Here is a 26,513-nt window from a genome sequence, read left to right as displayed (position 1 = left end):
TCAGTGCCGCCCGAGGACGGCGTTGACGATCTGGTCGGAGGCGTCGGCGGCGGTGGTGTCGCCGAAGTTGTCGATGACCAGGTCGGCCTCGCCGGGGAACTGCGCTGGTTCGTCCACGCCGACCACGTTGCGCAGCGCGGTTTGGCCGGCACTCCCCCGGTCGTAGAAGGCTGCTCGGCCGGGGCGGTCCTTCAAGACCGCCAGTGGCACGCGCAGCCAGATTTCGAGGTAGTGCTCGATGTTCTCCCGGTTCCAGCGGTGCACGTCGTGGAACAGGGAGATGGTGGCGCACAGGACGAGGTGTCCCTGGTCCGCCAGCTCGTGCGCGAGCCGCGAGTAGAACTCGGCGACCTTGCGCCGTTCGGTTTCGGTGTAGCCGGGTGTGGTCGGCATGATCCGGCGCATCCGGTCACCGTCCAGCACCACCGGGCGACGGCCCGCCTCAATCAGCCTGCTGCTGACGATCGACGTCACCGTGCTCTTGCCCGTCCCGGACAGACCGGTGATCCACACGACTCCGGATTCCACTGCGGTCACTCGCCTTCCTGCTCGGCGTCCAGGCTGTCGAGCACGCGCAGACCGGGCTCCACGTCGGACGGACTGTCGAACTCCCACCACGGGCCGTCGTTCGGCACGCCGGCAACGCGCAGGCCGGTGCGGATCAGGTGACCGAGCAGGCCGGTCATGTCGAGTGCCGCGATCTCCGCGCCGGCGGCTCGCGCATTCCGCAGCACTGCCCAGGACGGTGGGGTGAGGCGCAACAAGCCCATGTACTGCCCGCGCACGTCTGCGAGGCTGCGCGGTCTCGTCCCGATGTCGGTCACCCATCCGTCGGCGTCGATCTTGAAGGTCTCGGCGTCGCTCAACGGGTCGTCGAACCGTTGCCGCCACACGGTTTCCCATTCGGTGTCGTAGGCGACAGCGACCTCAGCCGCCGATCGCACGAGACTGCGGACGGTCGCCGCGGAGAAGACGATGTCGCCGTAGGAGACGATGACCGGCTCGTCGGTCAGCCAGTCGCCAGCGGCTGCGAGCGACTCGACCATCGTGCTGTCTGCCCACCGCGGGTTTTCGAACGTGTGCAAGCCGAGACCGGCGAACCGCGCGCCCTGCCAGCCGGTGACGACGCCGATCTCGTCGGCACCACCTGCGCGCAGTGCCGACACCTGGCGGTCGAGCAGTGTGCGGCCGTTGAGCTCGATCAGGCACTTGGGCCGGTCGTCGGTGTGGGGCCTCATCCGGGCCCCGTTGCCCGCAGCCAGGACGATGGCCTTCATCGGTTCTCCACCTGGAACAAGCGACGGACCATGAGCAGGTCTTGCGCGGCGTGCTCGGGTTCCCGTTCCGGATGCCACATGATTCCCTCGACACGAACGCTCTTGTGCCGCACCGCTTCGACGACGTCCCCGCACCACGCCGTCACTTCCAGCACAGACGGAAGCCGGTCGACCGCGAGGTCGTGGTAGCTGTTCACCACGCGCCTGCCCTCCCCGGAGGTGATGGTGTGGCGGGTGGAAACGTGTCCTGCCACCGGTCTCAGCCGTGCCCCCAGCGCGACGGCGATCAGCTGCATGCCTCGGCACACGCCGAGCACCGGCCGGTTCTCCCGGATCGCCAGCGCCAGCAGGGTCCGCTCGGTCAGGTCGCGTTCGGGGTGTTTCCCGCCCGCTTCCACGACATCGCCGCCGCCGGTGAAGAGGAACCCGTCGAGGCTCAGCTCCTCCGCCATCTGAACGGCTGCCGCGGCGATGTTCGGCAACGGCACGGCGACGACGTCACAGGCCGTCAGGAACTCGCACCAGCGGGCGTCGAGGGCCCAGCGGCGTTCACCGGTCGGTTCGTCGTCCACGCACCGCTGGGTGATCCCGATCCGCCGGCTCACGCGATCACCGTGACCAGGCCGCTGGCCGCGTCGAGCTCGAGCACGTTCGCCCGCGACCACTGGTCGAACAGCGCCGTGCCCGCGCCGATCACCGCCGGGATGCCCAGCTCCAGGGCCCGGATGGCCATGTGCGAGTTCGCGCCGCCGAACGCGGTCACCAGTCCGGCGATGCCGCGGGTGAACAGCCAGTCGTAGCCGGGGTCGGCGCTCGCGACCAGGACGATGGCGCCGTCCGGGGTGTCGCCGACGTCGACGAGGGCCACCCGTGCCGTCGCCCTGGCCCTGGTGACGAAGTTCGGGCGGATCTGCGGCAGGGCGAAGCTCCTGACGTCGGCGGGGCCGGTGACGAGCGGCGGCAGCACCACGGTCTGGCTGACGGCGTGGGCCGCCCGTCCCCGCGCCGCCACCTCGCGCAGCACCGGCAGGTCGTGGGCCGGGTCGCCGGTGAGGGTGGCGAGGGTGGTCACGTCGAGGTAGCTCATGTCGTCGACGCCGCACCCGGACCGCTCACCGAGGCGTCTCACCCCGGTCAGCACGTCACCGAGGACCGAGGTGAAGGCCAGCTTGCCGTGCTCACGTCCGCGGATCGCCGTGGTCATGAAGTCCATCAGCCGGGCGACGTCGAAGGTCAGGCCTTCGCGCACCAGCAGGGCCTCGACCTGCCGCCGCTGCTTGCCGCTCAGCTCGAACGGGCGACGCGTGGCGTGGTCACCGGGTGCCGGGCGGTTCTGCGCCGACCAGTCGAAGTAGCGCTCGGGCGTCTCGTCGTAGCGGGGCGAGAGGATGTCGTAGGTTCCTGGGCGCAGCTGGCCGTAGCGCTTGAGGAACACCGCCCGGTCGAGCACGGCGAAGTCCCGGCGCATCTCACTGGCGACCAGCCGGAGACCCCCGATGAAACGGGCCCGGTCCTCCGGGGACAGAACACCTTCGCGCACGAGGTCGTCGAGGAGGTCAGTGGCGATGAAGGCGGCTCTGGCCAAGGCGGCGAACGGGCTGGAGCCGTAGGCGGCGCAGACGTCCAGCCGGGCGACCAGCGCCGGACCACAGCAGCCGATGTCGTCGGCGCTGCACCCGGCCGCGTGCGTCTCGCCGTTGTCAGCCTCGTTCAACAGGCGCAGCCGGGCGATGTCCTGCTCCCACAGGTCGCCGCGCACCAGCTGGCCGGTGAACCGGCGCAGGAAGCCCGCCAGCCGGTCGCGTTCGCCGGCGCTGAACCCGGCCAGGGCTTCCAGGCGTTGCGCGGTCCTGAACGTGCCGGCGGACACGGCGATGTGCGACTCGACCTTGTCGTGCAGGTAGGGCTTGGCCACCAGCTGGTCCAGCCAGTGGCCGACGAGCCGGCCGGCGAGCTCGTCGGGCACCTCACGGGGCACGAACGAGGTGAAGCTGGCAGCCACGTCGACGTAGGGCAACCCGGAGAACTGGACCATCAGCCGCGTGCCGGTCAGGTCCCGGTAGCCGTACCGGGCTCTGGCGGCCGCCCAGACCTGGTCGGTGATGAGGTGGCGGTACAACGACACCGCGAGCGGCCGGGGCCGCAGCCCGATCATCTCGGCGGGGTTCCAGTCGGGCATCACGCCGTAGACCGCGCGGTGGCCGAGCACGCGGGAACGCGACCGGGTGGTCTCGGTGATCTGCCGGGCGGTGGCGGTCAACGTCGCGCGATGTTCCTCGGCGGCCACGGCGACCTTGGTCACCGTCAGCGGCCTGACCTGCAACAGGATCAGCTCGCCGAGGTCGGAGAACGCGAACTCGATGTCCAGGCGCCGCTGCTCGCCCAGCAGGTTGTGCAGTTCGGCGAGCAGCTCCCACACCGCGCCGACCTGCGGGTCGGGTGCCTCGGCCGGGTCCGCCCAGGCCGCCCCGTAGGAGATGTGCAGCTCCGCGCTGCCGCCGCCGGTCACCGCGTCGGTCCTGCCGGTCGCGCTCCAGTTGACGACCCGGTAGGGCGCGCCGCTGTTGGGGTCGCAGGAGAACGCCACCCCGCTGGCCCGGACGCGTTCGAGCAGCGGCTGGATCAGCACCTGGTCCTGCGCGTCGACCCGGCCGTAGGAGGCGAACACCTCGTCCACGGCCGCGGCGAGCTCGTCCTGGTTGCGCGCGGGCACCGACCGGAACCGGCCAGCGTTGGAGTCGGTCCCGGTGTCCTCGGTGGTCGCGCTGCTGCGCACCATCACGGGTCCGGCCGCCCACTCGTGGCGGCGCAGTCCGGCGAGCAGCCGGTCCGGCCTGTCCCGCCACTCCCGTGAGGTGAAGTGCACCAGCGGCAGGATCCGGGCCGTGGTCAGGAACGGCCGCAACCGGTCCAGCGTGTCCGCCTTGGTCCCGAGCCGGACCAGCGGTGCGGTCACCGCGGGGCGTCCTTGTCACCCCGGGAAAGCCGGGCCACCCACGCCTTGGTGGTGTAGGGGACGTCGATGAAGTCTCCGGCCTCGGCGCGCACGAGCTCGCGGATCTCGTCCACCAGGCCGGTGAACCCGTTGCCCGACTGCTGACCGACGGTCGAGTGCGAGGCCCACGCGTCGCACCAGGCCTGGCTCGGCAGCCGGAACACCTGGGTGCCGGACACCACGACCGGCGTCTCGAACAGGCCGCTCCGCACGATGACGTCGGTCTGGTCGGCGCGACGGACTCCATAGCTGTAAACGGGAATCCGGTCGTGGATCAGCTCCTCGATGCGCGCCTGCAACGGGTCGTCGAGCACGCGGTGGTTCCACAGGCACGCGAAGTACCCGCCGTCGCGCAGGATGCGTGCCGTCTCCGCGAGCGCCAAGGGGCGTTCGGTCAGGTTGAACGAGGAGCCGAAGGTCACCAACGCGTACGCCTCGGATGCCCGCCCCGACGCTTCGCCTCTGCCCTCGTACCAGCGCACGTGCGGGTACCCGTGGGTCCGCCGCTCACCCAGCTCGCGCATGGCGGGTGTCGGCTCCACCGCGTCGACGTGGAACCCGCGCTGCAGCAGGGGTTCGGTGAGGTGCCCGGAACCGGCTCCGATGTCGCAGACCGCATCTCCCCGGCGCACCTCGGCCACTCGCAGCAGAGCGTCCACAACGGACGGAACGTAGTCGGCCCGGTCCTGGTACGTGGTGGCGAACGGCGAGTAGTCGACCGCAGGGGGCAGGACGGAAGGCGGGCCGGTGAACTCGCTGACCATGCAGGTCCTCCTGTTCGGACGATCAACAGATCCGGTAGCCGAAACGCGCTGCCGTCTCGATCATGTGCGGCGCCCGGAACCGGTCCGACAACTCGTTGTCGCCGAACCACTCCCGCCACTCGTCGACCTGGCCGCGGCGCATGATCATGGCCGTGCTGCCGCCGGCGACCTTCTCCTCGTGCGCCCGCATTTTCTCGAAGCTGCTGCGCTCGACAGCCCGTTCGACGGCGGCGCGACCGGTGTCCAGGCCGAGCGTCTCCAGCAGCCGGGTCACCGCGGCCACGGGGCTGGTCTTCAGCTCCTCGAAGCGGACGACAGCCGAGCAGGACGTGCGCTGCGCCGCCTCGGCCCAGGCGCGGTAGAAGTCCACCCAGCCGTCGATGGTGACCGGAGGCTCCCCCACCGCGCCCTTGTCGTCCAGGAACTCCAGGAAGCTCACGTCGTCGATGGTGAGGTAGGACAGCAGGGTGTCGGCGAACCCCTGGAAGAACCGGTAGGACGAGTGCAGGGCGTCCCTCGGGTCTCGCACGAGGAGCACCACGGTTTGGGTGGCGATGTCGGGGAAGTGATCAGGTGGCAGGTGGTTCTTGAAGAACCTCCGGCCGCCAGACCCAGTGGTGTGGGCGATCCGGTCGCGATACCGCCGCAGCTCCTCGTCGCTGGGCCCGCGCAGTCGTCCGTCTTCCCCGATCTCGTCGAGGTACGGGTCGATGAACGTGTGCCCCAGTTCCACCAGGATGTTGCTCAGCAAGGCGGCACCGGAGCCCGAGTAGGCCGCGACGACGACGTCCTGGGCACCGAGCCGCGCGGCGTTGCGCACGTGCCGTTCGCGCATGGTCATGTCGCGTCGGCGGGGATGTCGAGGGCGGGGAGCAACGCGTCGGCCTCGTCGGCGAGCACGGTGTTCCTGACCGCGGCCAGGAAGTCCGAGGCGATGCCCTCGTCGCGGTAACCGGGCACCTTCGCGGCGAGCAGTTCGAGCAGCCCGCGCACGGGTGGGCTGAACCGTTCGACGCCGGTGATGGTGGCGGCCTGGTGACAGGCGGCCACGAGGACGGAGACGATGACGTTGACGTTGTCGATCAGGCGCAGGGACTTCCTGGCCGCGATGAGGCCCATGCTCACCACGTCCTGGTTCTGGCCGTTGGACGGGATCGACTTGATCGACGACGGCGCCGCCAGGTCCAGGTTCTCCGAGGCGATGCTGGTGGCCAGGTACTGCGAGCCCTGCAGCCCGGAGTAGAGGCCTTCCTGCCCGAGGGCGAGGAACGCGGGCAGGCTCTTGGTGAGGTGGGGGTCGAGCACCCGGTTGAGCTGCCGCTCGGCCAGCACGCCGATCTCGGTGAGCGCGATGTTCAGGAAGTCGGACGCCATGGCCACGTACTGGCCGTGGAAGTGGCCACCGTGGAAGACGGTCTCCGGGGTGTCGAAGATGAGGGGGTTGTCGTTGCAGGAGTTCAGTTCCTCTTCGACGAGCCGCCGGCAGTAGGCCATGGTGTCCAGCACGGGCCCGAGGATCTGCGGGACACAGCGCAGGGTGTAGGCGTTCTGCAGGTAGTCGTCGGCGGGCGCGACCTCGTCACCGCCGGCCTTCGCGCCGACCAGGGCCATGATCTCGGCGTGCTCGCGGGTCAGCCGGCTGCCGGTCAGCAGCCGCGTGATCGACGCGGCGACCTGGCTCTGCCCGCGGTGGTTCTTCAACGCGTGCCCGCGCTCGTCGAACGCCCCGGTGGACCCGCCCACCACCTGGATGAACGCCGCGGACGCCCACAGCGCCAACCGGAACAGCCGCCGCGCCCTGACCAGGGCCAGCGCGCTGACTCCGGTCATCGCCGAGGTGCCGTTGACCAGGGCCAGCCCGGACTTGTAGCTCAGCCGGACCGGCTCCAGCCCTTCCTCGGCGAGCACCTCCGCGGACCGGCGAACGGCGGCGCCCGTGCGCACGCGCCCGGCGGCGATGAGCGGCAGTGCGAGGTGTGCCAGCGGCGCCAGGTCTCCGCTGGCGCCGAGTGAACCCTGCTGCGGGACGAGCGGGTGGATGCCCCGGTTGAGCAGCTCGCCCATCAGGCGCAGCGCATCGGCGCCGATCCCGGAGTGTCCTTTGACCAGACAGTTGAGCCGCGTCACCTGCATGGCCCGCACTGCCTCGTCGGGGAACAGCTCACCACCGCCGGCGGCGTGCGACCGCAGCAGGTTCTCCTGCAGGTCCGTCTCGAAGTGGGGCGGGATGGTCATGAGGACCATCTCGCCGAAGCCCGTGGTGACGCCGTAGATGGGGTGCCCGGCGGCGCCCCACTTCTGCAGGCGTTCCCGGGTCAGCTCGACCTCGGCGAGCTGGTCCTCGTCGAGCTCCACGACGGCTTCCTGCCTGGCGACGAGGGCGACGTCGTCGATGGTCAGGCCCTCACCTCGAATGAGCACAAGAATCTCCTCGCCGTCTCTCGGGAGCCTGCTGAGGATTGCGGCAACGTGACTTCCGCCGGACAGTCCCACTTGCGCTTCGCCGGACCGCCTGCGCTTCACGGCGTCGAAAAAATCGATGCGGCGAGCGGGGTTTGCCTTGTCGCACTTGGTTCTTCAGTTCCGATGACGGTAGCAGCAGCGAACCGGGTCGCCACCCGTTCCGGGTCGCAATTGGTGTTTTTGATAATCGTCATCGCGGAGGGCGGTCACTTGCTGCACAGCGCGGTGGCGAACGTCGACATGACCGCGCCCGACGTTTCGGGCTTCACGGGGTAGGCGTTCACCGCGATGACGGCGGCGCGGCCGTCCGGGCCGACACCGGCCATCGACATGAAGCCGAAGGTCGATCCTTCGTGGCCCCAGTACTGGCCTCCGCAGGGAAGCGGCACGGTGAACAGGCCGAGGCCGTAGGACGCGTTCGCCACGCCGAGGTTCGGTGCGGGTACGGCGGTCTGCATCTCCTTGAGCTGCGCGGGCGGCAGGACGCGGCCGCCCAGCAGCGCGTCGTAGAAGGTCGCGATGTCCTTCGCCGTGGAGATCAGCCCGCCTGCCGCCCAGGCGAGGGTCGAGTCGTGGTCGCTGAAGTCGATCACGCCGCTCTTCCCGGGTACGTGACCGACAGCGTGCGGCTCAGGCAACTTGGTGTCGCCGCGTCCGGGGAGGTAGGTGTTGCTCAGGTTCAACGGGCGGACGACGCGCAGGTCGATCTGGCGGGAGAGGCGGTCGCCGGAGACCTTCTCGACCAGCATGCCGAGCACGATGTAGTTGGTGTTGGAGTAGGTCCACCCGGTGCCGGGGGCGAAGAGCGCGGGCTGCTGCACCGCCGTGGCGACCAGCTCGGCGGGATCGGCTCCCCGGTTGCGGAGGGTCTCCGGATCGATGCTCGCCAGCTTGCCCAGGTAGTTCGGGAGCCCGCTGGTGTGCTGCAGGAGGTGGCGGACGGTGATCTTCGTGCCGTCGTTGCCGTTGCCGGCGACCAGGCCCGGCAGGTACGTCTCGACCGGCGTGTCCAGGTCGACCTCGCCTTCCGCCACCAGGTGCAGGACCACGGTGGCCACAAAGGACTTGGTGATGCTGCCGGCCCGGATCCGGCCGTCGGAGATCATCGGTGTCTTGTCGGCGAGGTTCGAGACGCCGCTGGTCGAGGTGCGCACCTGGTCCTCGTCCCGGACGAGCGCCTCGGCACCGGGAACGCCGTTGGTGGAGGTGAGCTCGTCCAGTTCGGGTTGCACGACACCACCTGCCTGCGGCGGCGCCGGGGCGGTACCCGAACCACAGGACGACACCACCAGGGCCAGGCCGCAGGCGAGTGCGGCGAGCTTGCCGGTCACACCGGTCGTCACAAGATGTCCTTTCCGCGGATGAGCTGGTGGATGCAGACGGTAGGGAGCCGCGACGCGCTGATCGTCGCCCCGCGCTGTGATCACTTCTCCCCCTGCGGGGTGACTACCGGCAGCCGGCGCATCGGCAGAATGATCAGATGTTCAGCAGTGCGACGGCCCTGGCGACGACGGCGGCCCGGCGGGTGCTCCGCTCCGGGGACGATCAGCCGGTGGCGCGTTCGCTGGCCCGGCAGTCGTTGTTGGTGGCAGCCGCGTGCCTGGTGACCGACGTGGTGAGCTGGGTGACGCGCGGGCCTGGCGAGGGGCCGGCGAACCTGGTGCTGCTGGCCGGGATCGTCGTCGCCGACGCGGCGCTGGCGACGGCGCGGCTGTCCGGGTGGGTGGCGCTCGTCCACGCGGTCCTCGTCCCGGTGCTGGCCGTCGTCCTGCCCGGCCGGAGCGCGAGCACCGCCGGGCAGCTGGTCGCCGCGTACCGCGCCGGCGCCTGGTTGCGGGGCGGCTCCGCCACCGGGTCGCTGGTGGTCCTGGCGGCCGGTGTGCTGTCGTCGTTGTTGATCAGCGGTGTGACCGAGCCGGTGAACGTGCTGTCGCTGGTGGTCGCCAACGCGGTGCTGCCGTGGCTGGTCGGCCGCTACACCACCGGGCGCAAGGAGTACGTGGACGAGCTGCGCAACCAGCGGGAGGCCGCCGTGCGGGACGCGCAGGCCGAACTGGACCAGGCGCTGACACGGGAGCGCGAAGCGATCGCGATAGACCTGCACGACGTCATCGCGCATCACGTGAGCGCGATCGGTGTCCACGCCACGGCCGCGCGGCTGAACCTGGTGGACCACGACCGCGCGAACACCGGCCCGGTGCAGACCTCGCTCGCCGCGGTGGAGGGGTCCAGCCGAGCGGCGATGATCGACCTGCGGCGGCTGCTCTCGTTGTTGCACGAGGGAGAAGCGTCACCGGACCAGCCAGGTCTCGCGACGCTCCCGGACCTGTTCGACGGGGTGCGGGCCTCCGGGCTGCGGGTCAGCTTCGTCGTCTACGACGAGCCTCGTCCGGTACCGCGCGCCATCGACACGATGTTGTACCGGGTGGTGCAGGAGATGATGACCAACGCGTTGCGGCACGGCGACGGAGGGGTGGCACGGGTGGAACTGGAGTACAGCGGTGATCAGGTGTCGGTGACCGCACGCAACCGGATCCGGTCGAGCGACGAAGAACGCGCCCGGTGCCACGTCCCGGCAGGACACCAGGGTCTGGGCGTGGGTCTGGGCGGCATGCGCAAACGAGCGGAGGCACTCGGCGGCTCCATGTCGGCGGGACCGGTCGGGGACGGCCAGTACTGGGAGAGCACGGTGACGATGCCGACCGGAAGCGGATCATGACCCTGCGCATCCTGATCGCCGACGACCACGCGGTGTTCCGCTCCGGTCTGCGCGCGGTGCTCGACGCGCAGCCGGACATGGAGTGCGTCGCCGACGTCGGTGACGGGTACAGCGCGGTCGAAGCGACCCGGTCCCTGCGACCGGACGTGGCTGTCCTCGACGTGCGCATGCCCAAGCTGGACGGCCTCGCAGCGGCTCGCGAGCTCCTCTCCACCGGGGTCGCACCCCTCAAGATCGTGCTGCTGACCACGTTCGACACCGACGAGTACGTCCGGACGGCGCTCGCCTCGGGGATCAGCGCTTTCCTGTTGAAGAGCCTGCCGCCCGAAGAGCTGGTCACCGCGATCCGCGTCGCGGCCAGGGGCGACACCTACATCGACCCGACGATCACCCGCCGGCTCGCACCGAGGCTGGCGGAGACCCTGGCCGCGACCTCCCCGGCCCGGAAGGCGGCGCCCGGCCTGGAACGGCTCACCGCGCGCGAGCACGAGGTGTTCCTGTTGATGGCCGCGGGGTTCACGAACGCCGAGATCTGCGACCAGCTGTACGTCAGTGGTGAAACGATCAAAACGCACGTGTCGCGGGTGCTGTCCAAACTCGACCTGCGCGACCGCGTGCACGCCGTGCGCTTCGCTCACCACTACGGCCTCATCGAACCGCACAACACCTCTGGGTTGTGACGGCGGCCGCGGCGTCACAACCCGGGCAAGGCGGTCACACGATCAACAGCAGCTTGCCCGTCGTCGTGCGCGACTCGATGTCGGCGTGCGCCTGCGCCGCGTCGGCGAGCGGGTAGCGCCGGCCGATCCGCACCACCAGCTCGCCCGTCCGGACTTGCCCGAACAGCTCGCCCATGTGCGCCAGGAGTTCTTCGGTGGTGGTGATGTGGTCTTCGACCGCGGGATAGGTGATGCGGATGCTGCGCGGCAGGTCGCCCATCGACACGGTCGGCACCTCGCCGATCAACGGCCCGTAGTACACCAACGTGCCGTACCTGCGCAGCACCTTGATCGAGGCCTCGAACGTGGTCCCGCCCGCCCCGTCGAACACCGCGTGTACGCCCTCGCCGCCCGTGAGCTCGAGCACCGGCTCGACGAACGAGTCCCCTGTGGACACCAGCACGTGGTCCGCGCCCGCACCGGCGACGATCTCCACCTTCTCCGGCCGGGACACCAGACCGACCACCGTGGCGCCCCGCGCTTTGGCCAGCTGGGTCACCAGCAATCCCACTCCCCCGGCGGCCGCGTGCACGAGCACGACCTCTCCCGGTTGCACCGGGTGGGAGACGGTGGCGAAGTTGTGCGCTGACAAGCCTTGTACGAGCAGAGCGGTGGCCGTGTCGTCGTCGATGTCGTCGGGCACCGGAACCACGCGGCCTGCGGGAAGTGCGATCTGCTCGGCGTAGCTGCCCTGGGTCATGACGAGCCAGGCGACGCGATCGCCGGGGACGAAGCCCTGCACGTCCTCGCCCGTTTCCACGACGATGCCGACACCTTCCAGGCCCGGCACGTCCACCGCCGCGTTCTTGCGCATGGCGGTGTCGAAGAAGTTCACACCTGCCACGCGGACGTCGACCAGGACCTCGCCGCGACCCGGCCGAGGCGTGGGCCGGTCACGCAGCCGCAGCACGTCGGGCCCACCTGCTTGGTCAATCACGATTGCCTTCATGCGGGCCAAGCTAGGTACGGCAAAATGTACCTGCAAGTACAGTCTGGTGGGTGACCAGGGCAACGGCGAAAGCCACCACCGCGAAGGGCATCGCCACCCGCCGGCGCATCGTCGAGGCGGCCGCCGCGGAGATCCGGGAGCGCGGCACGCTCGCCACCACGCTCGACGACGTGTGCCGGCGCAGCGGTACCGGCAAGAGCCAGATGTTCCACTACTTCCCCGAGGGCCGGGAACAGCTCCTGCTGGCGGTCACCGAGCTCGAAGCCCAGCGCGTGTTCGACGACCAGGACCCGTACCTGAACCAGCTCGCGTCACGTGAGGCGTGGGAGCGGTGGCGTGACGCGATCGTCGAGACCTGCCGCGACCAGGGCCCGCACTGTCCTCTTGGCGTGCTGATCGCTGACGTGGGCCGGTACAGCCCTGCTGCCCAGGCGATCACGGCGCAGCTGATCCGGCGCTGGCAGAACGCCGTCCGGGCGGGCATCGAGGCCACCCAGGCGGCGGGCGAGGCCAGCTCTGCTCTTGACGCGGACCGGCTCGCGGCCGCTGTGGTCACCGCGATCCAGGGAGGTGTCAGCGTTCTGCTGTCCACGGGTTCTGCCGACCACCTGGAGATCACCCTGAACCTCTGCCTCGACCACCTGCTGTTCCGGCGCGATTGGGACTCCTGACGAAATTATGTCCAAGGAGGTTGGACACCCCGGGAATAACGGGCCGGGGTCCAGGGTGGTTCGGCCGAAGCCGTGGACGGCGACGAGTTGTGGGCGGTGCATTCACGCCGCGGCGTAAATGAATCGACAGCGCCCTCGGCACTCGGCAAGGTGGTTGTCCGTGACGAGCAGTGAACTGTGGACCCGTGCGACCGCCGATCGCTACGACGCCGAGGAGACCGAAGCGTTCTCGGCTGCCGTTCTCGGACCGGCTCTCGCTTTCCTCGCCGAGCTCGCCGGAGACGGCCGGGCACTGGAGTTCGCCATCGGAACCGGACGAGTGGGAATCCCGCTCCGGGAACGCGGCGTGCCGGTGGTGGGCATCGAACTGTCCGAGCACATGGCAGCGGTGCTGCGGCGCAAGATCGACGAGGACACGCTCCCGGTGGTCATCGGGGACATGGCCACCACCGTCGTTCCCGGTGAGTTCACCCTGGTCTACCTCGTCTACAACACCATCACAAACCTGCTCACCCAGGACGAGCAGGTCGAGTGCTTCCGCAACGCCGCGCGGCATCTGGAGCCGGGCGGCCGTTTCGTGATCGAGCTGGGTGTGCCGCCGCTGCGGTTCCTGCCGCCCGGCCAGGTCGCGGTGCCGTTCGACGTCTCCGAGCACCATCTCGGCTTCGACACCTTCGACTTGGTGGATCAGATTCTCGTTTCGCACCACTTCAGCCGCGACGGCGACGACGGCCGCTACCGCCGCGACAACTCCCGGCACCGGTACGCCTGGCCGGCAGAGCTCGACCTGATGGCACGGATCGCCGGCCTCGAGCTGGAACGTCGCGTCGCGGACTGGGACGAGGCTCCGTTCACCCAGGACTCCGCGAAGCACATCTCCGTGTGGCGCAAGCCAGTCTGAGATCAGGAGAGCACGAACAGGATGCCGCACAGCACTGTTCCGTCGTCCAGCCGCTTGCGCCCCGGATGGCCGGCACGACGCGGGCACCGGAAGCAGGGGCTCGATCCGTGCCCACCGTCAGGAGTACTTAATCCGCTGGAACAGCCGCGAGCACATCGATAGCGTTCGGCGAGTGATCTACGAAGACCCGCGGGCGTACCTGCTCGGCCTCGAAGGCATCGCCTTGTTGCGCGCGTTCACCGGAGAGCACGACCGCGACTTCGTGGAGGCGCGGATCGCGGAGATCCGCAGAGTGCTCGCCGACGAGGCGTTGGCGAACGCGGCTGTGGAGGTCGACCGGGTGGACTCGGTCACGGGCTATCGGCTGTGGTCGTCGACGTACGACCAGCCCAACGGGGCGTTCGACATCGACGAGCCCGTGGTCAAGGAGATCGTGAACGGGCTGCCGGTGGGTGTTGCCCTGGATGCCGCCTGTGGCACCGGCCGCTACGCCGAGTTCCTGGCCGGGCGCGGCCACCGGGTCATCGGCGTGGACGGCTCCCCCGACATGCTCGCGCGGGCGCGCGCCAAGGTGCCGCAGGGCGAGTTCCTGCTCGGCGACCTGCACCGGCTCCCGGTGGCCGACGCCGAGGTCGACCTGGTCGTCTGCGCCTTGGCACTGACCCACGTCCCGTCGCTCGAGCCGGTGATGGCGGAGTTCTCCCGGGTGCTGCGTCCGGGTGGGCACCTGGTGATCGCCGACATGCACCCCGAGCGGGTGGCGCAGGGCGCGGTCCCCACCGTGCGCGGCGCCGACGGCCGCCCGGGACGGCTCAGTGCCCACCACCACCGGATCGGGGACTACCTGCGAGCGGCACTGCCGGTGGGACTGCACGTGCGCCGCTGCGAGGAACCCCTGCTGCCCACCGCCACACGGCAGGAGCCCGCGGAGACGCTCGGGCCGTGGGAACTGTGGCCGTGGTGCCTGGCCGCCATGGTGCCCGAAGCGACACGAGCCGCCAACGCGGGTGCGCCCGCTCAGGTCATCTGGCACTTCCAGCTGGGTCATCAACCACCCGGCGCCGTTTCGGCCGGCGGCAACCAGGCCAGCGCTCACTGAGTCCGGTCACCGGCACTGACCGGAAGCGTTCGCCGCCTTGTCGGCCGACTTCGCGGCAGACCACAGCTGACATTTCTGCCGCACCGCGGTCGCGACTCCGCCGAGAAACGATTCGCCACCTCTACGAGCGGGAACCCGACGTGCACAGGGCGCAGGGTGTGGACGAACTCCCTCCGCGGCATGACGCAAGAGGAGGACCAGGTGACGAGCAGCGAGACGTTCTGCGACGCGGCACACGTCTGGGAGCTGGATCAGGACGTCGCCGATCTCGGCAGGGTGCGCCGGTGGACCGAGACGACGCTCGCGAACCTGCACCAGGACGAGCTCGTCGAGGTGATGCTGGTCGTCAACGAGCTCGTGTCGAACGTTTACGACCACGCGCGGTTCCCCGCGCGCGTGCGGTTGCGGCGGACGGCCAGTCCGTGCCTGGTGACGGTCGCGGTCGAGGACGCCGATCCGTCGTCGAAACCGGTGCTGCAGCCGGTTTCACCCACCTCGGTGCGCAGTCGTGGACTGGTGATCGTGGACCAGCTGAGCAAGCAGTGGGGCGTGGTCAAGCGTGCGATGGGGAAGTCGGTGTGGGCGATGATCCCGTGCCCGCTCACGCGCTGAGTTCCGGTCTCCCGTGCGAGGTGGAATGCCTGAATCCTGAGCACCGGCGGCCGTACGGGCCCTAAAGTGCTGGCATTTGGACACGTTGACACCCACCCAGGACTGGCTGGACGCCCACTGGTGGCGGATCGCGCTCGCGGCACTGGCGGTCCTGCAGCTGTGCTCGTGGGCCGCCAGCGTGGCGGTGCGCCGGCGTGCCACCGGTGACCGGCAGTCCCTGTTGACCTGGCTGCTCGCCGTCATCGGTCCGTGCCTGTTCGGGTGGCTCGCGCTGCGGTCCGGCTCGATTCCGCCGGTGCTGCACCTGATCGCCGTGTGGCTGGTGCCCGGCACGCTGGCGAGTCTGTCGTCGATCCGCGACCGGCGGCGTCGAGGGGTCCGGCAGGACCGGCGGGCACGCGCCATCGTCCGCAAGGTGGTCTGCGGCTCTGGCCAAGTCCCGCCGTTCGCGCTGTACCTCCGGTCGTTCGCCACCACCGGCCGGCTGTCCACACAGAAGCTGGACGGCGAGTCCCCTGGCCCGTACGTGGACGTGGAGTACCTCCTCAGCCGCGCGGTCGGCTCGTTGCCGATGGTCGCGGTGGGGCGGCTGGGTGAGGTCGAGGGAGCCGGGCGGGTGCCGGTCGCCGACCAGCACTGGCAGGCGGTGGTCGGCGCGCTCGTCGAGGCCGCGGAGCTCATCGTGGTGGTGCCGGCGGCCGCTCCCGGCACGGTGTGGGAGATGCAGCTGTTGCGCGAGCTCGGCAAGCTCGACCGCACGGTGTTCCTGATGCCGGAACAGGTGTCGGCACTGCCGGACTCCTCGGACGATGCCCGCCTGGACGCGGTGGGGTCCCCGCACTGGAGCCACGCGGAGGACCGGCACCGCAACCACCTCGCGGACTGGCACCACACGGTGGAGGTCACCGCGTGCATCGGGATCACGCTGCCGCCCTACCGCCACGACGGTGCGCTGTTCACCCTCGACGACAGGGCGGTGCCGCTGTCGATCCGCCCGCTGGGCCTGGCGAAACGCGCGGGCGGTTTCCGGTTGCTGCAGAAGGCCTTGGCCGAGCTGCGGGAACGCCGCGCCCCGGATCCCGCGCCCGTGGTGACCGGGCCGGTGGTGTTCCGCAGTGACCGGCGGCCGCGGCGCGGTCTGGTCGACCGGATGTCCACCAAGTCCGGCTGGCAGGTCCTGCTGGTGGTGTCGCTGCTGCTCCCCTCCGGCTGGTGGCTGCCGCTCACCGCTGTCGCGCTCATGCTCGTGCTGCGGGTCTGGCGGGTGCTCGGCACCCGGAAGAACGCCATGACCGTCGTCACCGTCGTGGACGAGGACGGACTGAGCTACACCGACCACCGCAAACCGGCCGGGACCGGGACAGCGCGGTGGACGTGGGACGAGCTGTCCGCGGTGGAGATCCGCTCGACCCCGGCACAGCCGCGGCTCACGCTCGTCCCCGCCGGTCGCCCGCTCGACCTCAGCGGCCTGCGCGAGCGGGCGTGGAACGGCGAGGTCTTCTCCACGGCCGGGCTCTACGCGCTGCGGATCGACGAACGCCGGCTGGCCGCCGCGCTGCGCCACTTCGCCGGCGGCAGGTACCGCGAGCCCGCACCGCCCGAGCCGGAGGCGGGCATCCCGCAACCGCCGCCGGCCGACCGGTTCCCGATCACCGAGCAGGTCCGCGAGTGGCCGGCACGGCACCGGTGGTTGCGGGAACGGCTGCTCGTCCGCGGCGCGCTCGCCCTGGTGTGGGCGTCGGCCGGCGCCGGGCTGCTGTGGTTCGCGCACGACCTGGTCTCCGGCGGCGGCACCGTCGCCGGCCTGGCCGGGGTGCTGACCGCCCTGGCGGGAGCGGCGGTGCTGCTGATCAAGGTGCCCGCCGCGCTGCGGGGCAACCGGCTGTCGATCGACGAGTCGGGCATCACCTTCCGCCCGGCCAAGCCCGGCAACCCGACCGTCTTCCTCGCCTGGTCCAAGGTCGAGTCGGCGGAGGTCACCGGCGAGTGGCCGGCCCGCCTGGTCGTCTTCGTCGTGGACGGAGCGCCCCCGCCGACCGGCCGGCCCGGTGTGTTCCGGTTCACCGACCACGAGATCAGCCGGCACCACGTCAACGGTGTCGTCGTGGCGACGGAGGTCAGCAGGGCGTTCACCAAGGTCGTCCTGGGCTTTCGCCTGGAGGAGATCGCGGCCGCCCTGCACGCGCACGGCCCGGACTGACCGGGGAGACCACCCTCACCCTCGCCGGCCGGGACGCGGCCGGCGACGTCCGGGACCGGAACGGGACGCGGCGAGCGTAAGTCTCGATCCAGTTGGGTATTGGAGGGGTGCCGTGCATGCGCGGTAGGCCCGCCTCCGGGTGGACCGGCCGGCCCGGCTCGGATGTTGAACAACCCAGCACCCGTGCCGGGCCGGCTCCGCGTGTCCCGCCGAGCCGTACCATTCGCTGCGAGCGTTGAGCACCCAGCGCCAACCTCGATCCGGCGAAAGGTGGCGCAGCGTGGACGACAAGGTGACCCTCCCCGATCGGCCGGCTGCGCCGTCGGTGAACGGTGACCGGCCGGACGTGGTGGAACGGCTCGACGAGGCGACCGCGGCGCTCGACGCGTTGCGTGACGGCTTCGCCGTGGAGGAACGCCTCGACGACGTCCTGCACCGGCTCGCCGAGAGCGCGGTCACGGTGGTCCAGGACGCGGACGCCGTCACCATCTGCGTGAGCCCCGAGCAGCCGCGGACCGCCGCCGCCAGCGACCAGGCGTTCGTGACGATCGACGAAAGACAGTTCAGAGCCAACCGCGGGCCGTGCCTGGAGTCCGCGCGCACCCTCACGGCCGTCCGCGCGGTCGTCGGCGAGAACCACGACATCTGGCCGGAGTTCGAGGAGTGCGCGGCTCAGCACGGCGTGCGGGCCTACCTGTCCGTGCCGGTCGTCCTGCCGACGTCGGACCGTAGCGACCGCCAGCACATGGGGTCGCTCAACTTCTACAGCTACACCGCCGCCGCGTTCGACCCGTTCGACGAAGGCCTGGTGCGCCTGTTCACCACGGCCGCCAGCACCGCCATCGCCAACGCCCACCAGTGGCAGCGCGCTCGTGACCACGTGAAGCACCTGGAGACCGCGCTCGTCTCCCGTGCCGTGATCGAGCAGGCCAAGGGCATCCTCATGGCCGTGCACTCGTGCTCGGAGGACGAGGCGTTCGACATGCTGGTCAAGCGGTCGCAGGACGACAACGTCAAGCTCCGCGACGTGGCGAAGAACCTCATCGACAGCCTGACCTGAGCACCGTTTCGCGCCCCGCCGGCACGGGTAGTTCCTTGTTCCTGACCACTTGGGGGGAACGATGAACCGCAGGCTGGCGTGGTTTCTGGGCGGGGTCCTGCTCGCACTGGTCGCTCTCGGTGTCCTCATCCCGAGCGTGCGCGAGGGCGGTCTCGCCGTCAACATCTCCACGATGATCACCGTCGTGGTGGTCGCCGTCGTCGCCGGCTCGCTCTCCGGTGTCGCGACACGCAGGCGCTAGCCGCTCGTCACGCGCACACCGAGAGCAGCACGGTGGCGCGCCGCCGGTATGCGACCGCCGTCACGTCCACGTGCACCGGCGCCCCGCCGAGCACGGCGTCCAGCGCCGCCCCGAGATCACGCCGGACCCGCTCCGCCGAGCTCCCCCGCCACACCACGACCTCGACGACGACCTCGCCACCGGACCGCATCCAGCACTCCGCGCCGCGCACCGCCGGATGGCACAGCGCGGCCTGCTCGGCGAGCGACAACCGCTGGTCGTCGGACATCGGCGTGCGCAGCTGGACGACGCGTTCGGTGCAGGTGGACAACGAGGCTCCTCGGGCAGGGTCGACAGGGCACAGGTGAGTACCCCGCAGAACCCGATTCATCACGCGAGTTCACCGGATCAGGGCAACTGCTCCTTCGCGCACCGGTGCACGAACACCTCGTCCGCCCCCAGCCGGGCGAAGAGGTCCTGGTTGGCGGGCTCGCGCACCGCCGCGACGACGACCGCCGACCGGTTCAGGCTGCGCGCGGCCAGTGTGATCTGCATCCCGTCCTGGTCGTCCGGCACCGCGACGACCACCTTCCCGGCGAACTGCACCCCCGCGTGCCGCAGCTCGCACAGGTCCCGCCCGTCGCCCCGCACGACCCTGGCGCCGTTGGCGATCGCCCCGGTCAGCGCGATCGGGTCCTGGTCGAGCACCACGACGTCGTCGCACAACGGCAGGTGCCGCAGCACGTCCAGGGCCGCGTTGCCGTACCCGACCACCACCGTGAGCCCGCTCATCGGGCGTCCTCAGAGCCGGTGATCGCCTGCCGGGTCGCCTGCTGCGGTGTCTCCGACCTGCGCGGCGGGCGGTCGTTGGCGATGAGCACGGCCATCCACGGCAGCGGGACGGACAGCAGGACGAGGGCGAGCGCGAGCCACCAGATCTTCGCGAAGAGCACCGCCAGCACCAGGCACGGGATGCGCAGGCTCATCATCAGCGCGTACCGGCGCCTGCGGGCCGACAGCTGGTCCTCGTAGGACGGGGCGGCCGACGTGATCAGCACGGGTTGCTCGTGACGGTGCGACACCGGGCCTCCCTTCTCCTCGACAGGTTCGTATCGATGGCGGATCGGGTTCGGTCACGCCGCGGCCGGCCTGCGCATCCGGAACCACGCGGTCGCCACCGCCACGGACACCAGCACCACCGCGATCGCCGTGGCACCTGCGAAGACCGCGGCCTGACCCGCCACCCCGGCCGGGCCGTCGATCGGCGCTCCGCTCCCGGTCAGCGCGGTGGTGAGGTTGACCCAGACCGCCACGCTGCTCCAGCCGGTGTAAGTACCCAGCACCGCCCACAGCAACACCTGCGGTCCCTGCGACCAGCCGGCGATCTCGGCGCGGTGGGCGAGCGCGATCCGCAACGCCTCGAGCGGCGGGCACGATCGGTGGTTCGCCGGCGCGGTCGGAGGTGCGGAACTCCCCGCCGCCGAGCGCCGCCACGACGAACGGGCTCACCGCCTGTCCCAGCGGCAGGACGACGAGCAGGACCCGCCACGTGCGCCCGGTCGCCTGCACGGCCGTCCCCCTGTTCGCGGATGAACTGCGGCCTGCTCCCATCGTGATCCGCCGGGCGTCGGGCCGCACGACGGCGGGCAGTTCGGAGGACGAGCGGGCGAGCTCACGGCCGGTAGCGCAACGGTTGCGGGACAGGTGGATTCCACGTCGGCGGGCCGTTTTGTACCGAGGATTGCACTCATCATGCAGACCGGGTGTGGCGCACTTAGCGTTGGACCATGTCGTTGATCTACTCGAGCGTGGTCGACGCCCCGCTCGACGAGGTGTTCGCCTGGCACGAGCGGCCTGGTGCCATCCACCGGTTGTCGCCGCCGTGGCAGCCGATGAGCGTGGTGCGCGAGGCGAGCACCCTGGACGGCGGCCGCGCGGTGCTGGGCTTCCCGTTCGGGCTGCGCTGGGGTGCCAGGCACACCGGGTACGAGCCGCCGCACCGGTTCGTCGACGAGCTCGACTCGGCTCCGCTGCGCTGGGCGTTGAAGTGGCGGCACACGCACGAGTTCCAGGCCGAGGGTGACGGCACCCGGATGACGGACCGGGTGGACACGCCCGTACCCGGCGTACTGCTGCGGTCGATGTTCGAGTACCGGCACCGCCAGGTCGCGGCGGACATCGCCGCGCAGCGGGCCGCGCGGCTCGCGGGCGACCGGCCGCTGACGGTGGCGATGACGGGCAGCAGCGGACTGGTCGGGCGGGCGCTCGGGCCGTTCCTCACCACCGCGGGCCACCGGGTGGTCCGGCTCGTGCGGCACGCTCCGACGGGTCCGGACGAACGGCGCTGGGACCCCGACCGGCCGGCCAAGGACCTGCTCGCCGGGGTGGACGCCGTGGTGCACCTGGCCGGTGCGTCGATCGCGGGACGGTTCACCGACGAGCACCGCAGGGCGGTCCGCGAGTCCAGGATCGGGCCGACGCGTGCGCTCGCGCAGCTGGCGTCGTCCACCGTTCCGGTGTTCGTCAGCGCGTCCGCGATCGGGTTCTACGGCGCTGACCGCGGCGACGAGGAGCTGACCGAGGACAGCGAGCGCGGCGACGGTTTCCTCGCCGACGTCGTCGCCGAGTGGGAGGCAGCGACCGCGGTCGGCGACATCCGGGTGGTCAACGTCCGCACCGGCCTGGTGCAGTCACCGGCGGGCGGCACGCTGCGGATCTTCCACCCGCTGTTCGCCACCGGACTGGGCGGCAAGCTCGGCGACGGCCGGATGTGGCAGTCGTGGATCGGCATCGACGACCTCGTCGACGTCTACCACCGCGCGCTCTACGACGGCTCGCTGTCCGGGCCGGTCAACGCCGTCGCGCCGCAAGCCGTGCGCAACAGCGAGTACACCGAGGTCCTGGCGCGGGTGCTGCACCGCCCGGCGCTGCTGCCGGTGCCGTCGTTCGGGCCGCGGCTGCTGCTCGGTGAGCAGGGTGCCCGCGAGCTGGCCGAGGCGAGCCAGCTGGTGCGCCCGGCCGCGCTGACCAAGGCGGGTCACGTGTTCCGGTACCCCGCGCTCGAACCGGCGCTGCGCCACCTGCTGGGGCGGTGAGCGGTGGACCACCCCTGCGAGCTCTGCTCCGGCACCGGGGAGATGACGTGGATGCAACCCGTCCCCGGCCCGGACGGCATGACGATGACCGAGATGAGCCACCCCTGCGTCAACGGCTGCTCCGGCTGGTACCGGATGCCGGCCGCCGAGACGGGCCTGGTCGTCGACGAGGAGGGGCGGCCGGCCGGCAACGTCGCCCAGGCCAACACCGACCACCGCACCGACTGGTCACGGCCGGAGCACTGACCTCGCGTAGCTGCTCGGGGTCGTGCCGTACCAGCGCCGGAACGCGTGGATGAAGCTCGCCGCCTCGGCGAACCCGAGCTGCCCCGCCGCCTGCTCCACCGACATCGTGCCGAGCAGCACCACCGCGCGTTCGGCCCTGACCTCGTCGAGCATCGCCTGGTAGCTGGTGCCTGCCTCGGTCAACCGGCGGCGCAGCGTGCGCGGGCTCAACCCGAGTGCGCGCGCCACCACGGGCATGGTCTCCTCGAACCGCGCGGACCCCTCCAGCAGGCGGCGGACCTCCTGCGCGGTCCCCGGCTTGCGGCGGCGCCGCGCGGCCAGGTCCTCGCACTGCCGCTCGCACAACGCCGTGGCCTCCGGGCTCGCCAGCGGCAACGCGCGCGCCAGCACCGAAGCGTCCACAACGGACTGGTCGCGTGCCGCGGCGAACCGGGGCCGCAGACCGAAGACGTGCTCGTGCTCGGAGGTGTCGGCCGGTGCGGGGTGGGTGAGGTCGACCGACAGCACCGGCACCAGGCCGTTGACCAGCTCGCCGATCACCGTGTGGATGGCGGCGAGGTCGCGTTCGACGAGGAACGGCCGCACGTCGTCGGGCAGCGCGGCGGGTTCGAGTGTGATGACCAGCCGGTCGCCGTCCAGCACCGCGGCCGGTGCGGTGAAGGTGAAGCTCAGGTCGAGGTAGCGCAGTGCGACGTCGACCGCGTCCTGCATCGTGGCGGCGCTGAGGAACGCGTGGCCGGCACGCGCGGGTGGCGTGTATGCCGGCCGGCCGCCACCCCGGCGTGCGGCAGGTGGCCAGGTCGAGGAGCGCTGGCGTGACCGCGCCGGGTGGCGGCGCTGAGGAACGCGTGGCCGAGCACGCCGAACGTGGTGGCGTGGTAGTGCCGGCCGGCCGCCACCCCGGCGTGCGGCAGGCGTGCGGCCAGGTTGCGCACCACCGCGAGCTCCTGCCTGGCGTTGATCTCCGCGGCCGGGTCGGCCAGCTGCCCGTCGGTGATGTCGCTGCCGTCGAGCAGCACCGGCCGCGGCACACCGTGCTCGGCGCCGAAGCGCAGCAGCAGCGCGACGCTCGCGATGCCGCGCGGGAAGTCCCAGTGCCGGGTCGCCGGTTCGGCCAACGTCCTCATGGCCGCGATTGTCAATCGTGCGGCCGGTCTTGTCCTGGTGCGAACGGGACACCTATCCGGGCGCCGCGTGCGACGTGCCGTCCTCGCTGTACTCGTACTCCTTCTCCCCCAACCACTCGTGGCCGCGCCGCTACGCCGCCCAGCCCGACATCCTCGCCTACCTGCGGCGCACCGCGGCCCCGGTGCGCGACCGGATCAGGTTCGGCGCCGAGGTCGTGTCGGCGGCGTTCGACGGCGAGCGGTGGCGGGTGGAGCTGGCCGGCGGCGGGGTGGTGCACGCGGACGTGCTGGTGTCGGCGGTGGGCCAGCTGAACCGGCCGGCGGTGCCCAGCCTGCCCGGTCTGGAGCGCTTCGCGGGCCGGTGTTCCACAGCGCGCGCTGCGGCACGACGTGGAGCTGCGGCAAGCGGGTCGGTGGTGGGCACCGGGGCGAGCGCGGCGCAGTTCGTGCCGCGGGTGCAGCCGGCCGGGCACCTCACCGTGTTCCAGCGGTCGGCTCCGCACGTGCTGCCGAAGCCGGACGCCCGGTTGCGCGACCGGCGCACCCGTGGGCGAGGCCGCGCGGCGCGGGTGTGGCTCGCCTGCGAGGCGTTCACGTGGCTGCTCACGTCGGGCGGTTCTCGCGCGGGCTGGTCGCGGGCCTCGCGGCGGCGCACCGGCTGGTCCGGGTGCGCGACCGGGCGCTGCGGGAACGGGTGCGGCCACGCACGCCGGTGGGCTGCAAACGGGTCCTGTTCAGCAACGACTGGTACCCGGCGCTCGCCGCGCCGAACGTCGACGTGGTGACCGAGTCGATCACCGAGGTGACCGAACACGGCCTGCGCACCGCCGACGGCCGCGAGCACGCCGCGGACGTGCTGATCTGGGGCACCGGGTTCGACGTCGCCGGCTTCCGGCTGCCGATGCGGGTGACCGGCAGGCACGGCCGTGACCTCGCGCAGGTGTGGGGCGGGCGGCCGCGGGCGCACCTCGGGCTGACCGTGCCCGGTTTTCCCGGGTTCTTCCTGGTCTACGGCCCGAACACGAACCTGGGCGGCAGCTCGATCGTGACGATGATCGAGGCGCAGTGCCGGTACGTCGTGGCCGCGGTCCGGCACCTCGCGCGGACCGGTGCGCCGCCGGTGGAGGTGCGGCCGGAGGTGGCCGAGGAGTTCGACGCGGAGATGCGCGCCCGGCTCGCCGGCGGGGTGTGGAGCGGGTGCTCGTCCTGGTACCGCGCCGACGACGGTTCCATCACGACGAACTGGCCGGGCAGCACCAGGGAGTACCTGCGCCGCACCGGGGAGCTCGCCGACGGCCTGCTGGAGGGAGCGCGATGACGGCGGACTACGACGTGCTGGTGGTCGGTTCCGGGTTCGGTGGCGCGGTGACCGCCCTGCGGCTGACCGAGAAGGGCTACCGGGTCGGGGTGCTGGAGGCGGGGCGGCGGTTCGCCGACGACGAGCTCCCGCGCACCTCGTGGCAGCTGCGCGACTACCTGTTCGCGCCGGGGCTCGGGTGCACGGGCATCCAGCGGATCACGCCGTTGCGGGACGTGCTGGTGCTCAGCGGCGCCGGGGTGGGCGGTGGTTCTCTCGTGTACGCCAACACGTTGTACGAGCCGGGCGAGTCGTTCTTCCAGGACCCGCGCTGGGTGCACATCACCGACTGGCGGGCCGAGCTGGCCCCGCACTACGACCAGGCGAGCCGGATGCTCGGCGTGGTGGAGAACCCGTGCCGCACCGAGGCCGACCGGTTGCTGCGCGAGGTGGCCGTGGAGCTGGGTGTGCCGTCGACCTACCGGCCGTCGCGCGTCGGTGTCCACTTCGGACCCGATGGCGAGGACCCGTTCTTCGGTGGTGCCGGTCCGCGCCGCAACGGTTGCACCGCCTGTGGCGCCTGCATGACGGGCTGCCGGCACAACGCGAAGAACACGCTGCCGAAGAACTACCTGCACCTCGCCGAACAGGCCGGTGCCCAGGTGTGGCCGTTGACGACGGTGACCGACGTGGCGCCACGTGCTGATGGCGGTTACGCGGTGCGCACCCGGCGTACCGGCGGCCGGGCCGAGCGGGTGTTCACGTGCGACCAGGTCGTGTTCGCCGCGGCCTCGCTCGGCACGCAGAAGCTGCTGCACCGCATCCGCGACCTCGGCGGGCTCCCCCGGCTGTCCCCGCGGCTCGGGGCGTTGTGCCGCACCAACTCCGAGGCGGTCGTGGCGGTACGTGTGCCCGGTGGCTCCGTCGACAACTCCCGCGGCCTGGCGATCACGTCGTCGATCCACCCGGACCCCGACACGCACGTGGAGGTCGTCCGCTACGGGCGGGGCAGCAACCTGCTGGGTCTGTTGATGACCACGCTGGTCGACGGCGGTCCCCGCCGGTTCCGCCGCGGTCTGGCCCAGCTCCTTTCCGAGTACCGCACCGCACTGAGGCTGCACACGCCGCGCCGGTGGTCGGAGGAGACGATAGCGTTGCTGGTGATGCAGAGCCTGGACAACTCGCTCACCACGTCGACCAGGCGCGGCCGCCTGACCACGCGCCAAGGCGAGGGCGCGCCGAACCCGTCGTGGATCCCGGCGGGCCATCTGGTGGCACGGCGGCTCGCGGCCCGTGCCGGCGGAGTCGCGCGCGGTGCCTGGAACGACCTGGCGGACGTCCCGCTGACCGGCCACCTGATCGGCGGCTGCGTGATCGGCGACTCCCCCGCCACCGGCGTCGTCGACCCGTACCACCGCATCCACGGCCACCCCGGCCTGCACGTCGTCGACGGCTCCACGATCCCGGCGAACCTCGGCGTCAACCCGGCGCTGACGATCACCGCACTGGCCGAGCGCGCGATGTCGTTGTGGCCCAACAAGGGCGAACCGGACCCCCGGCCGCCGCTGGACGCCGCCTACACCCGGCTGCGCGCCGTTGCCCCGCGCCGCCCGGCGGTTCCGGCTCACGCACCGGGGGCGTTGAGGAGTGAGGTTTCCGATGTCCGCTGACTTCCCTCCAGCACCGTGGGACCTGTGCGGCCAGGGTTGGCTCACGGTGTGGACGGCACCGCGTTCGGCGGTCTCCCCGCGACTGCCGGGCGTGGTGCCGCTCTCCCTGTTCGGCCGGGTGCTGGTGGTGTCCGCGTTCGTCGACTACCGGCCACCCGGGCTGCTGTCGTACCACGAGCTGATGACGGCCGTGGTGGTGCGGCGCGGGGTCCGGCTGGGACTGTCCATCACGGACATCTGGGTGGATGACGAGCAGTCCCGCGACGGCGCACGGGCGATGTGGGGCATCCCGAAGGAGCTGGCGGACTTCACGCTGACCGCCGACCCGCTCTCGGCCACCGCCAGCGCCGACTCGCCCGCCGCCGAGCCGCTCTCCGCCAGCACCACCGCTGGCTCGCCGCCGCCCGGCCGGCCGTCATCGCCTCTGCC

The 26,513-nt window shown here is 71.2% G+C and carries 29 protein-coding genes and 1 pseudogene; 15 read left to right on the top strand and 15 right to left on the bottom strand.

Annotated features, from left to right (window positions below):
* From BBK82_RS30200 to BBK82_RS30165, 8 genes are all read right to left on the bottom strand, one after another.
* Window positions 1–537, bottom strand: coding sequence for an adenylyl-sulfate kinase (locus BBK82_RS30200; protein WP_065918022.1), 537 nt, complete (start codon window positions 535–537; stop codon window positions 1–3).
* Complete coding sequence (locus BBK82_RS30195; protein WP_065918021.1) at window positions 534–1,277, bottom strand: phosphocholine cytidylyltransferase family protein; 744 nt, start codon at window positions 1,275–1,277, stop codon at window positions 534–536. The genes BBK82_RS30200 and BBK82_RS30195 overlap by 4 nt, the downstream gene beginning before the upstream one ends.
* Complete coding sequence (locus tag BBK82_RS30190; protein ID WP_065918020.1) at window positions 1,274–1,882, bottom strand: gamma-glutamyl-gamma-aminobutyrate hydrolase family protein; 609 nt, start codon at window positions 1,880–1,882, stop codon at window positions 1,274–1,276. The genes BBK82_RS30195 and BBK82_RS30190 overlap by 4 nt, the downstream gene beginning before the upstream one ends.
* Window positions 1,879–4,233 (bottom strand): PEP-utilizing enzyme, encoded by a 2,355-nt coding sequence (locus tag BBK82_RS30185; protein ID WP_083268240.1) that lies wholly within the window; start codon window positions 4,231–4,233, stop codon window positions 1,879–1,881. The genes BBK82_RS30190 and BBK82_RS30185 overlap by 4 nt, the downstream gene beginning before the upstream one ends.
* Window positions 4,230–5,036, bottom strand: coding sequence for a class I SAM-dependent methyltransferase (locus BBK82_RS30180; protein ID WP_065918019.1), 807 nt, complete (start codon window positions 5,034–5,036; stop codon window positions 4,230–4,232). The genes BBK82_RS30185 and BBK82_RS30180 overlap by 4 nt, the downstream gene beginning before the upstream one ends.
* A 22-nt stretch (window positions 5,037–5,058) precedes the next feature.
* Window positions 5,059–5,877, bottom strand: coding sequence for a sulfotransferase domain-containing protein (locus BBK82_RS30175; protein ID WP_083268239.1), 819 nt, complete (start codon window positions 5,875–5,877; stop codon window positions 5,059–5,061).
* On the bottom strand, window positions 5,874–7,457 hold the full coding sequence (gene cmdF / locus BBK82_RS30170) for a tyrosine 2,3-aminomutase (RefSeq protein WP_170067987.1): 1,584 nt from the start codon (window positions 7,455–7,457) through the stop codon (window positions 5,874–5,876). Before cmdF ends, BBK82_RS30175 begins: the two co-directional genes overlap by 4 nt.
* Before the next feature lie 248 nt (window positions 7,458–7,705).
* Window positions 7,706–8,842, bottom strand: a complete 1,137-nt coding sequence (locus BBK82_RS30165; RefSeq protein ID WP_065918017.1) for a serine hydrolase domain-containing protein — start codon at window positions 8,840–8,842, stop codon at window positions 7,706–7,708.
* Window positions 8,843–8,979: 137 nt separating this feature from the next.
* Here BBK82_RS30165 and BBK82_RS30160 point away from each other — a divergent pair, with 137 nt between their 5' ends.
* Window positions 8,980–10,218 carry a sensor histidine kinase gene (locus BBK82_RS30160; protein WP_065918016.1) on the top strand — a complete coding sequence of 413 codons (1,239 nt, stop codon included), beginning with the start codon at window positions 8,980–8,982 and terminating at the stop codon, window positions 10,216–10,218.
* Complete coding sequence (locus BBK82_RS30155) at window positions 10,215–10,898, top strand: response regulator transcription factor (RefSeq protein ID WP_065918015.1); 684 nt, start codon at window positions 10,215–10,217, stop codon at window positions 10,896–10,898. Before BBK82_RS30160 ends, BBK82_RS30155 begins: the two co-directional genes overlap by 4 nt.
* Before the next feature lie 34 nt (window positions 10,899–10,932).
* Here the strand turns inward: BBK82_RS30155 and BBK82_RS30150 are convergent, their stop codons facing one another.
* Window positions 10,933–11,886: a quinone oxidoreductase family protein gene (locus BBK82_RS30150; RefSeq protein WP_065918014.1), complete on the bottom strand. Its 954-nt coding sequence runs from the start codon at window positions 11,884–11,886 to the stop codon at window positions 10,933–10,935.
* Window positions 11,887–11,936: 50 nt separating this feature from the next.
* Here BBK82_RS30150 and BBK82_RS30145 point away from each other — a divergent pair, with 50 nt between their 5' ends.
* The 7 genes from BBK82_RS30145 to BBK82_RS30115 all read left to right on the top strand — a co-directional run bounded on the left by BBK82_RS30145 (window position 11,937) and on the right by BBK82_RS30115 (window position 18,670).
* Window positions 11,937–12,557: a TetR/AcrR family transcriptional regulator gene (locus tag BBK82_RS30145; RefSeq protein WP_065918013.1), complete on the top strand. Its 621-nt coding sequence runs from the start codon at window positions 11,937–11,939 to the stop codon at window positions 12,555–12,557.
* A gap of 160 nt (window positions 12,558–12,717) precedes the next feature.
* Window positions 12,718–13,458, top strand: a complete 741-nt coding sequence (locus BBK82_RS30140; protein ID WP_065921462.1) for a class I SAM-dependent DNA methyltransferase — start codon at window positions 12,718–12,720, stop codon at window positions 13,456–13,458.
* Window positions 13,459–13,630: 172 nt separating this feature from the next.
* Window positions 13,631–14,557: a class I SAM-dependent methyltransferase gene (locus BBK82_RS30135; RefSeq protein ID WP_065918012.1), complete on the top strand. Its 927-nt coding sequence runs from the start codon at window positions 13,631–13,633 to the stop codon at window positions 14,555–14,557.
* A gap of 180 nt (window positions 14,558–14,737) precedes the next feature.
* Window positions 14,738–15,169: an ATP-binding protein gene (locus BBK82_RS30130; protein WP_065918011.1), complete on the top strand. Its 432-nt coding sequence runs from the start codon at window positions 14,738–14,740 to the stop codon at window positions 15,167–15,169.
* A 76-nt stretch (window positions 15,170–15,245) separates the two neighbouring features.
* On the top strand, window positions 15,246–17,369 hold the full coding sequence (locus tag BBK82_RS30125; RefSeq protein WP_065918010.1) for a hypothetical protein: 2,124 nt from the start codon (window positions 15,246–15,248) through the stop codon (window positions 17,367–17,369).
* Between the two features lie 280 nt (window positions 17,370–17,649).
* The gene (locus BBK82_RS30120; protein ID WP_237047658.1) at window positions 17,650–18,429 is read left to right on the top strand and encodes an ANTAR domain-containing response regulator; all 780 of its coding nucleotides are present in this window, start codon (window positions 17,650–17,652) and stop codon (window positions 18,427–18,429) included.
* A gap of 61 nt (window positions 18,430–18,490) precedes the next feature.
* Window positions 18,491–18,670 carry a hypothetical protein gene (locus tag BBK82_RS30115; protein WP_065918009.1) on the top strand — a complete coding sequence of 60 codons (180 nt, stop codon included), beginning with the start codon at window positions 18,491–18,493 and terminating at the stop codon, window positions 18,668–18,670.
* Window positions 18,671–18,677: 7 nt separating this feature from the next.
* Here the strand turns inward: BBK82_RS30115 and BBK82_RS30110 are convergent, their stop codons facing one another.
* The 4 genes from BBK82_RS30110 to BBK82_RS30095 all read right to left on the bottom strand — a co-directional run bounded on the left by BBK82_RS30110 (window position 18,678) and on the right by BBK82_RS30095 (window position 20,064).
* A complete protein-coding gene (locus tag BBK82_RS30110; protein WP_065918008.1) occupies window positions 18,678–18,980 on the bottom strand; it encodes a hypothetical protein in 303 nt (100 codons plus the stop codon).
* Window positions 18,981–19,057: 77 nt separating this feature from the next.
* Complete coding sequence (locus BBK82_RS30105) at window positions 19,058–19,441, bottom strand: NAD(P)-binding protein (protein ID WP_065918007.1); 384 nt, start codon at window positions 19,439–19,441, stop codon at window positions 19,058–19,060.
* Entirely contained in the window at window positions 19,438–19,731 is a 294-nt protein-coding gene (locus BBK82_RS30100) for a DUF3099 domain-containing protein (protein WP_065918006.1), read from the bottom strand. Before BBK82_RS30100 ends, BBK82_RS30105 begins: the two co-directional genes overlap by 4 nt.
* A gap of 51 nt (window positions 19,732–19,782) precedes the next feature.
* Window positions 19,783–20,064, bottom strand: coding sequence for a hypothetical protein (locus BBK82_RS30095; protein ID WP_065918005.1), 282 nt, complete (start codon window positions 20,062–20,064; stop codon window positions 19,783–19,785).
* A gap of 372 nt (window positions 20,065–20,436) precedes the next feature.
* Between BBK82_RS30095 and BBK82_RS30090 the strand changes: the two genes are divergently transcribed.
* Both BBK82_RS30090 and BBK82_RS30085 read left to right on the top strand, forming a co-directional pair.
* On the top strand, window positions 20,437–21,744 hold the full coding sequence (locus BBK82_RS30090) for a TIGR01777 family oxidoreductase (protein ID WP_065918004.1): 1,308 nt from the start codon (window positions 20,437–20,439) through the stop codon (window positions 21,742–21,744).
* 3 nt (window positions 21,745–21,747) lie between these two features.
* Window positions 21,748–21,990, top strand: coding sequence for a hypothetical protein (locus BBK82_RS30085; protein ID WP_065918003.1), 243 nt, complete (start codon window positions 21,748–21,750; stop codon window positions 21,988–21,990).
* Here the strand turns inward: BBK82_RS30085 and BBK82_RS55620 are convergent.
* Both BBK82_RS55620 and BBK82_RS30075 read right to left on the bottom strand, forming a co-directional pair.
* Window positions 21,973–22,701 (bottom strand): helix-turn-helix domain-containing protein, encoded by a 729-nt coding sequence (locus BBK82_RS55620; protein WP_065918002.1) that lies wholly within the window; start codon window positions 22,699–22,701, stop codon window positions 21,973–21,975. The genes BBK82_RS30085 and BBK82_RS55620 overlap by 18 nt on opposite strands.
* Complete coding sequence (locus BBK82_RS30075) at window positions 22,659–23,117, bottom strand: AraC family transcriptional regulator ligand-binding domain-containing protein (RefSeq protein ID WP_065918001.1); 459 nt, start codon at window positions 23,115–23,117, stop codon at window positions 22,659–22,661. The genes BBK82_RS55620 and BBK82_RS30075 overlap by 43 nt, the downstream gene beginning before the upstream one ends.
* Before the next feature lie 17 nt (window positions 23,118–23,134).
* On the opposite strand from BBK82_RS30075, the gene BBK82_RS54550 reads away from it, so the two are divergent.
* The 4 genes and pseudogenes from BBK82_RS54550 to BBK82_RS56850 all read left to right on the top strand — a co-directional run.
* Window positions 23,135–23,902, top strand: coding sequence for an NAD(P)/FAD-dependent oxidoreductase (locus tag BBK82_RS54550; protein WP_065918000.1), 768 nt, complete (start codon window positions 23,135–23,137; stop codon window positions 23,900–23,902).
* Entirely contained in the window at window positions 23,899–24,435 is a 537-nt protein-coding gene (locus tag BBK82_RS51840; protein WP_170067986.1) for an NAD(P)/FAD-dependent oxidoreductase, read from the top strand. Before BBK82_RS54550 ends, BBK82_RS51840 begins: the two co-directional genes overlap by 4 nt.
* Window positions 24,432–26,084 carry an FAD-dependent oxidoreductase gene (locus tag BBK82_RS30060; RefSeq protein WP_065917998.1) on the top strand — a complete coding sequence of 551 codons (1,653 nt, stop codon included), beginning with the start codon at window positions 24,432–24,434 and terminating at the stop codon, window positions 26,082–26,084. The genes BBK82_RS51840 and BBK82_RS30060 overlap by 4 nt, the downstream gene beginning before the upstream one ends.
* Window positions 26,074–26,451, top strand: a pseudogene (locus BBK82_RS56850) (acetoacetate decarboxylase family protein); the annotation flags it as partial. The gene BBK82_RS30060 and the pseudogene BBK82_RS56850, both read left to right, overlap by 11 nt.
* Window positions 26,452–26,513: the final 62 nt, after the last annotated feature.

The sequence above is a fragment of the Lentzea guizhouensis genome (assembly GCF_001701025.1).
GTDB classification, from domain to species: domain Bacteria; phylum Actinomycetota; class Actinomycetes; order Mycobacteriales; family Pseudonocardiaceae; genus Lentzea; species Lentzea guizhouensis.
The sequence above is the reverse complement of the archived record's forward strand: the minus strand, read 5'-3'. Positions and strand labels throughout refer to the sequence as shown.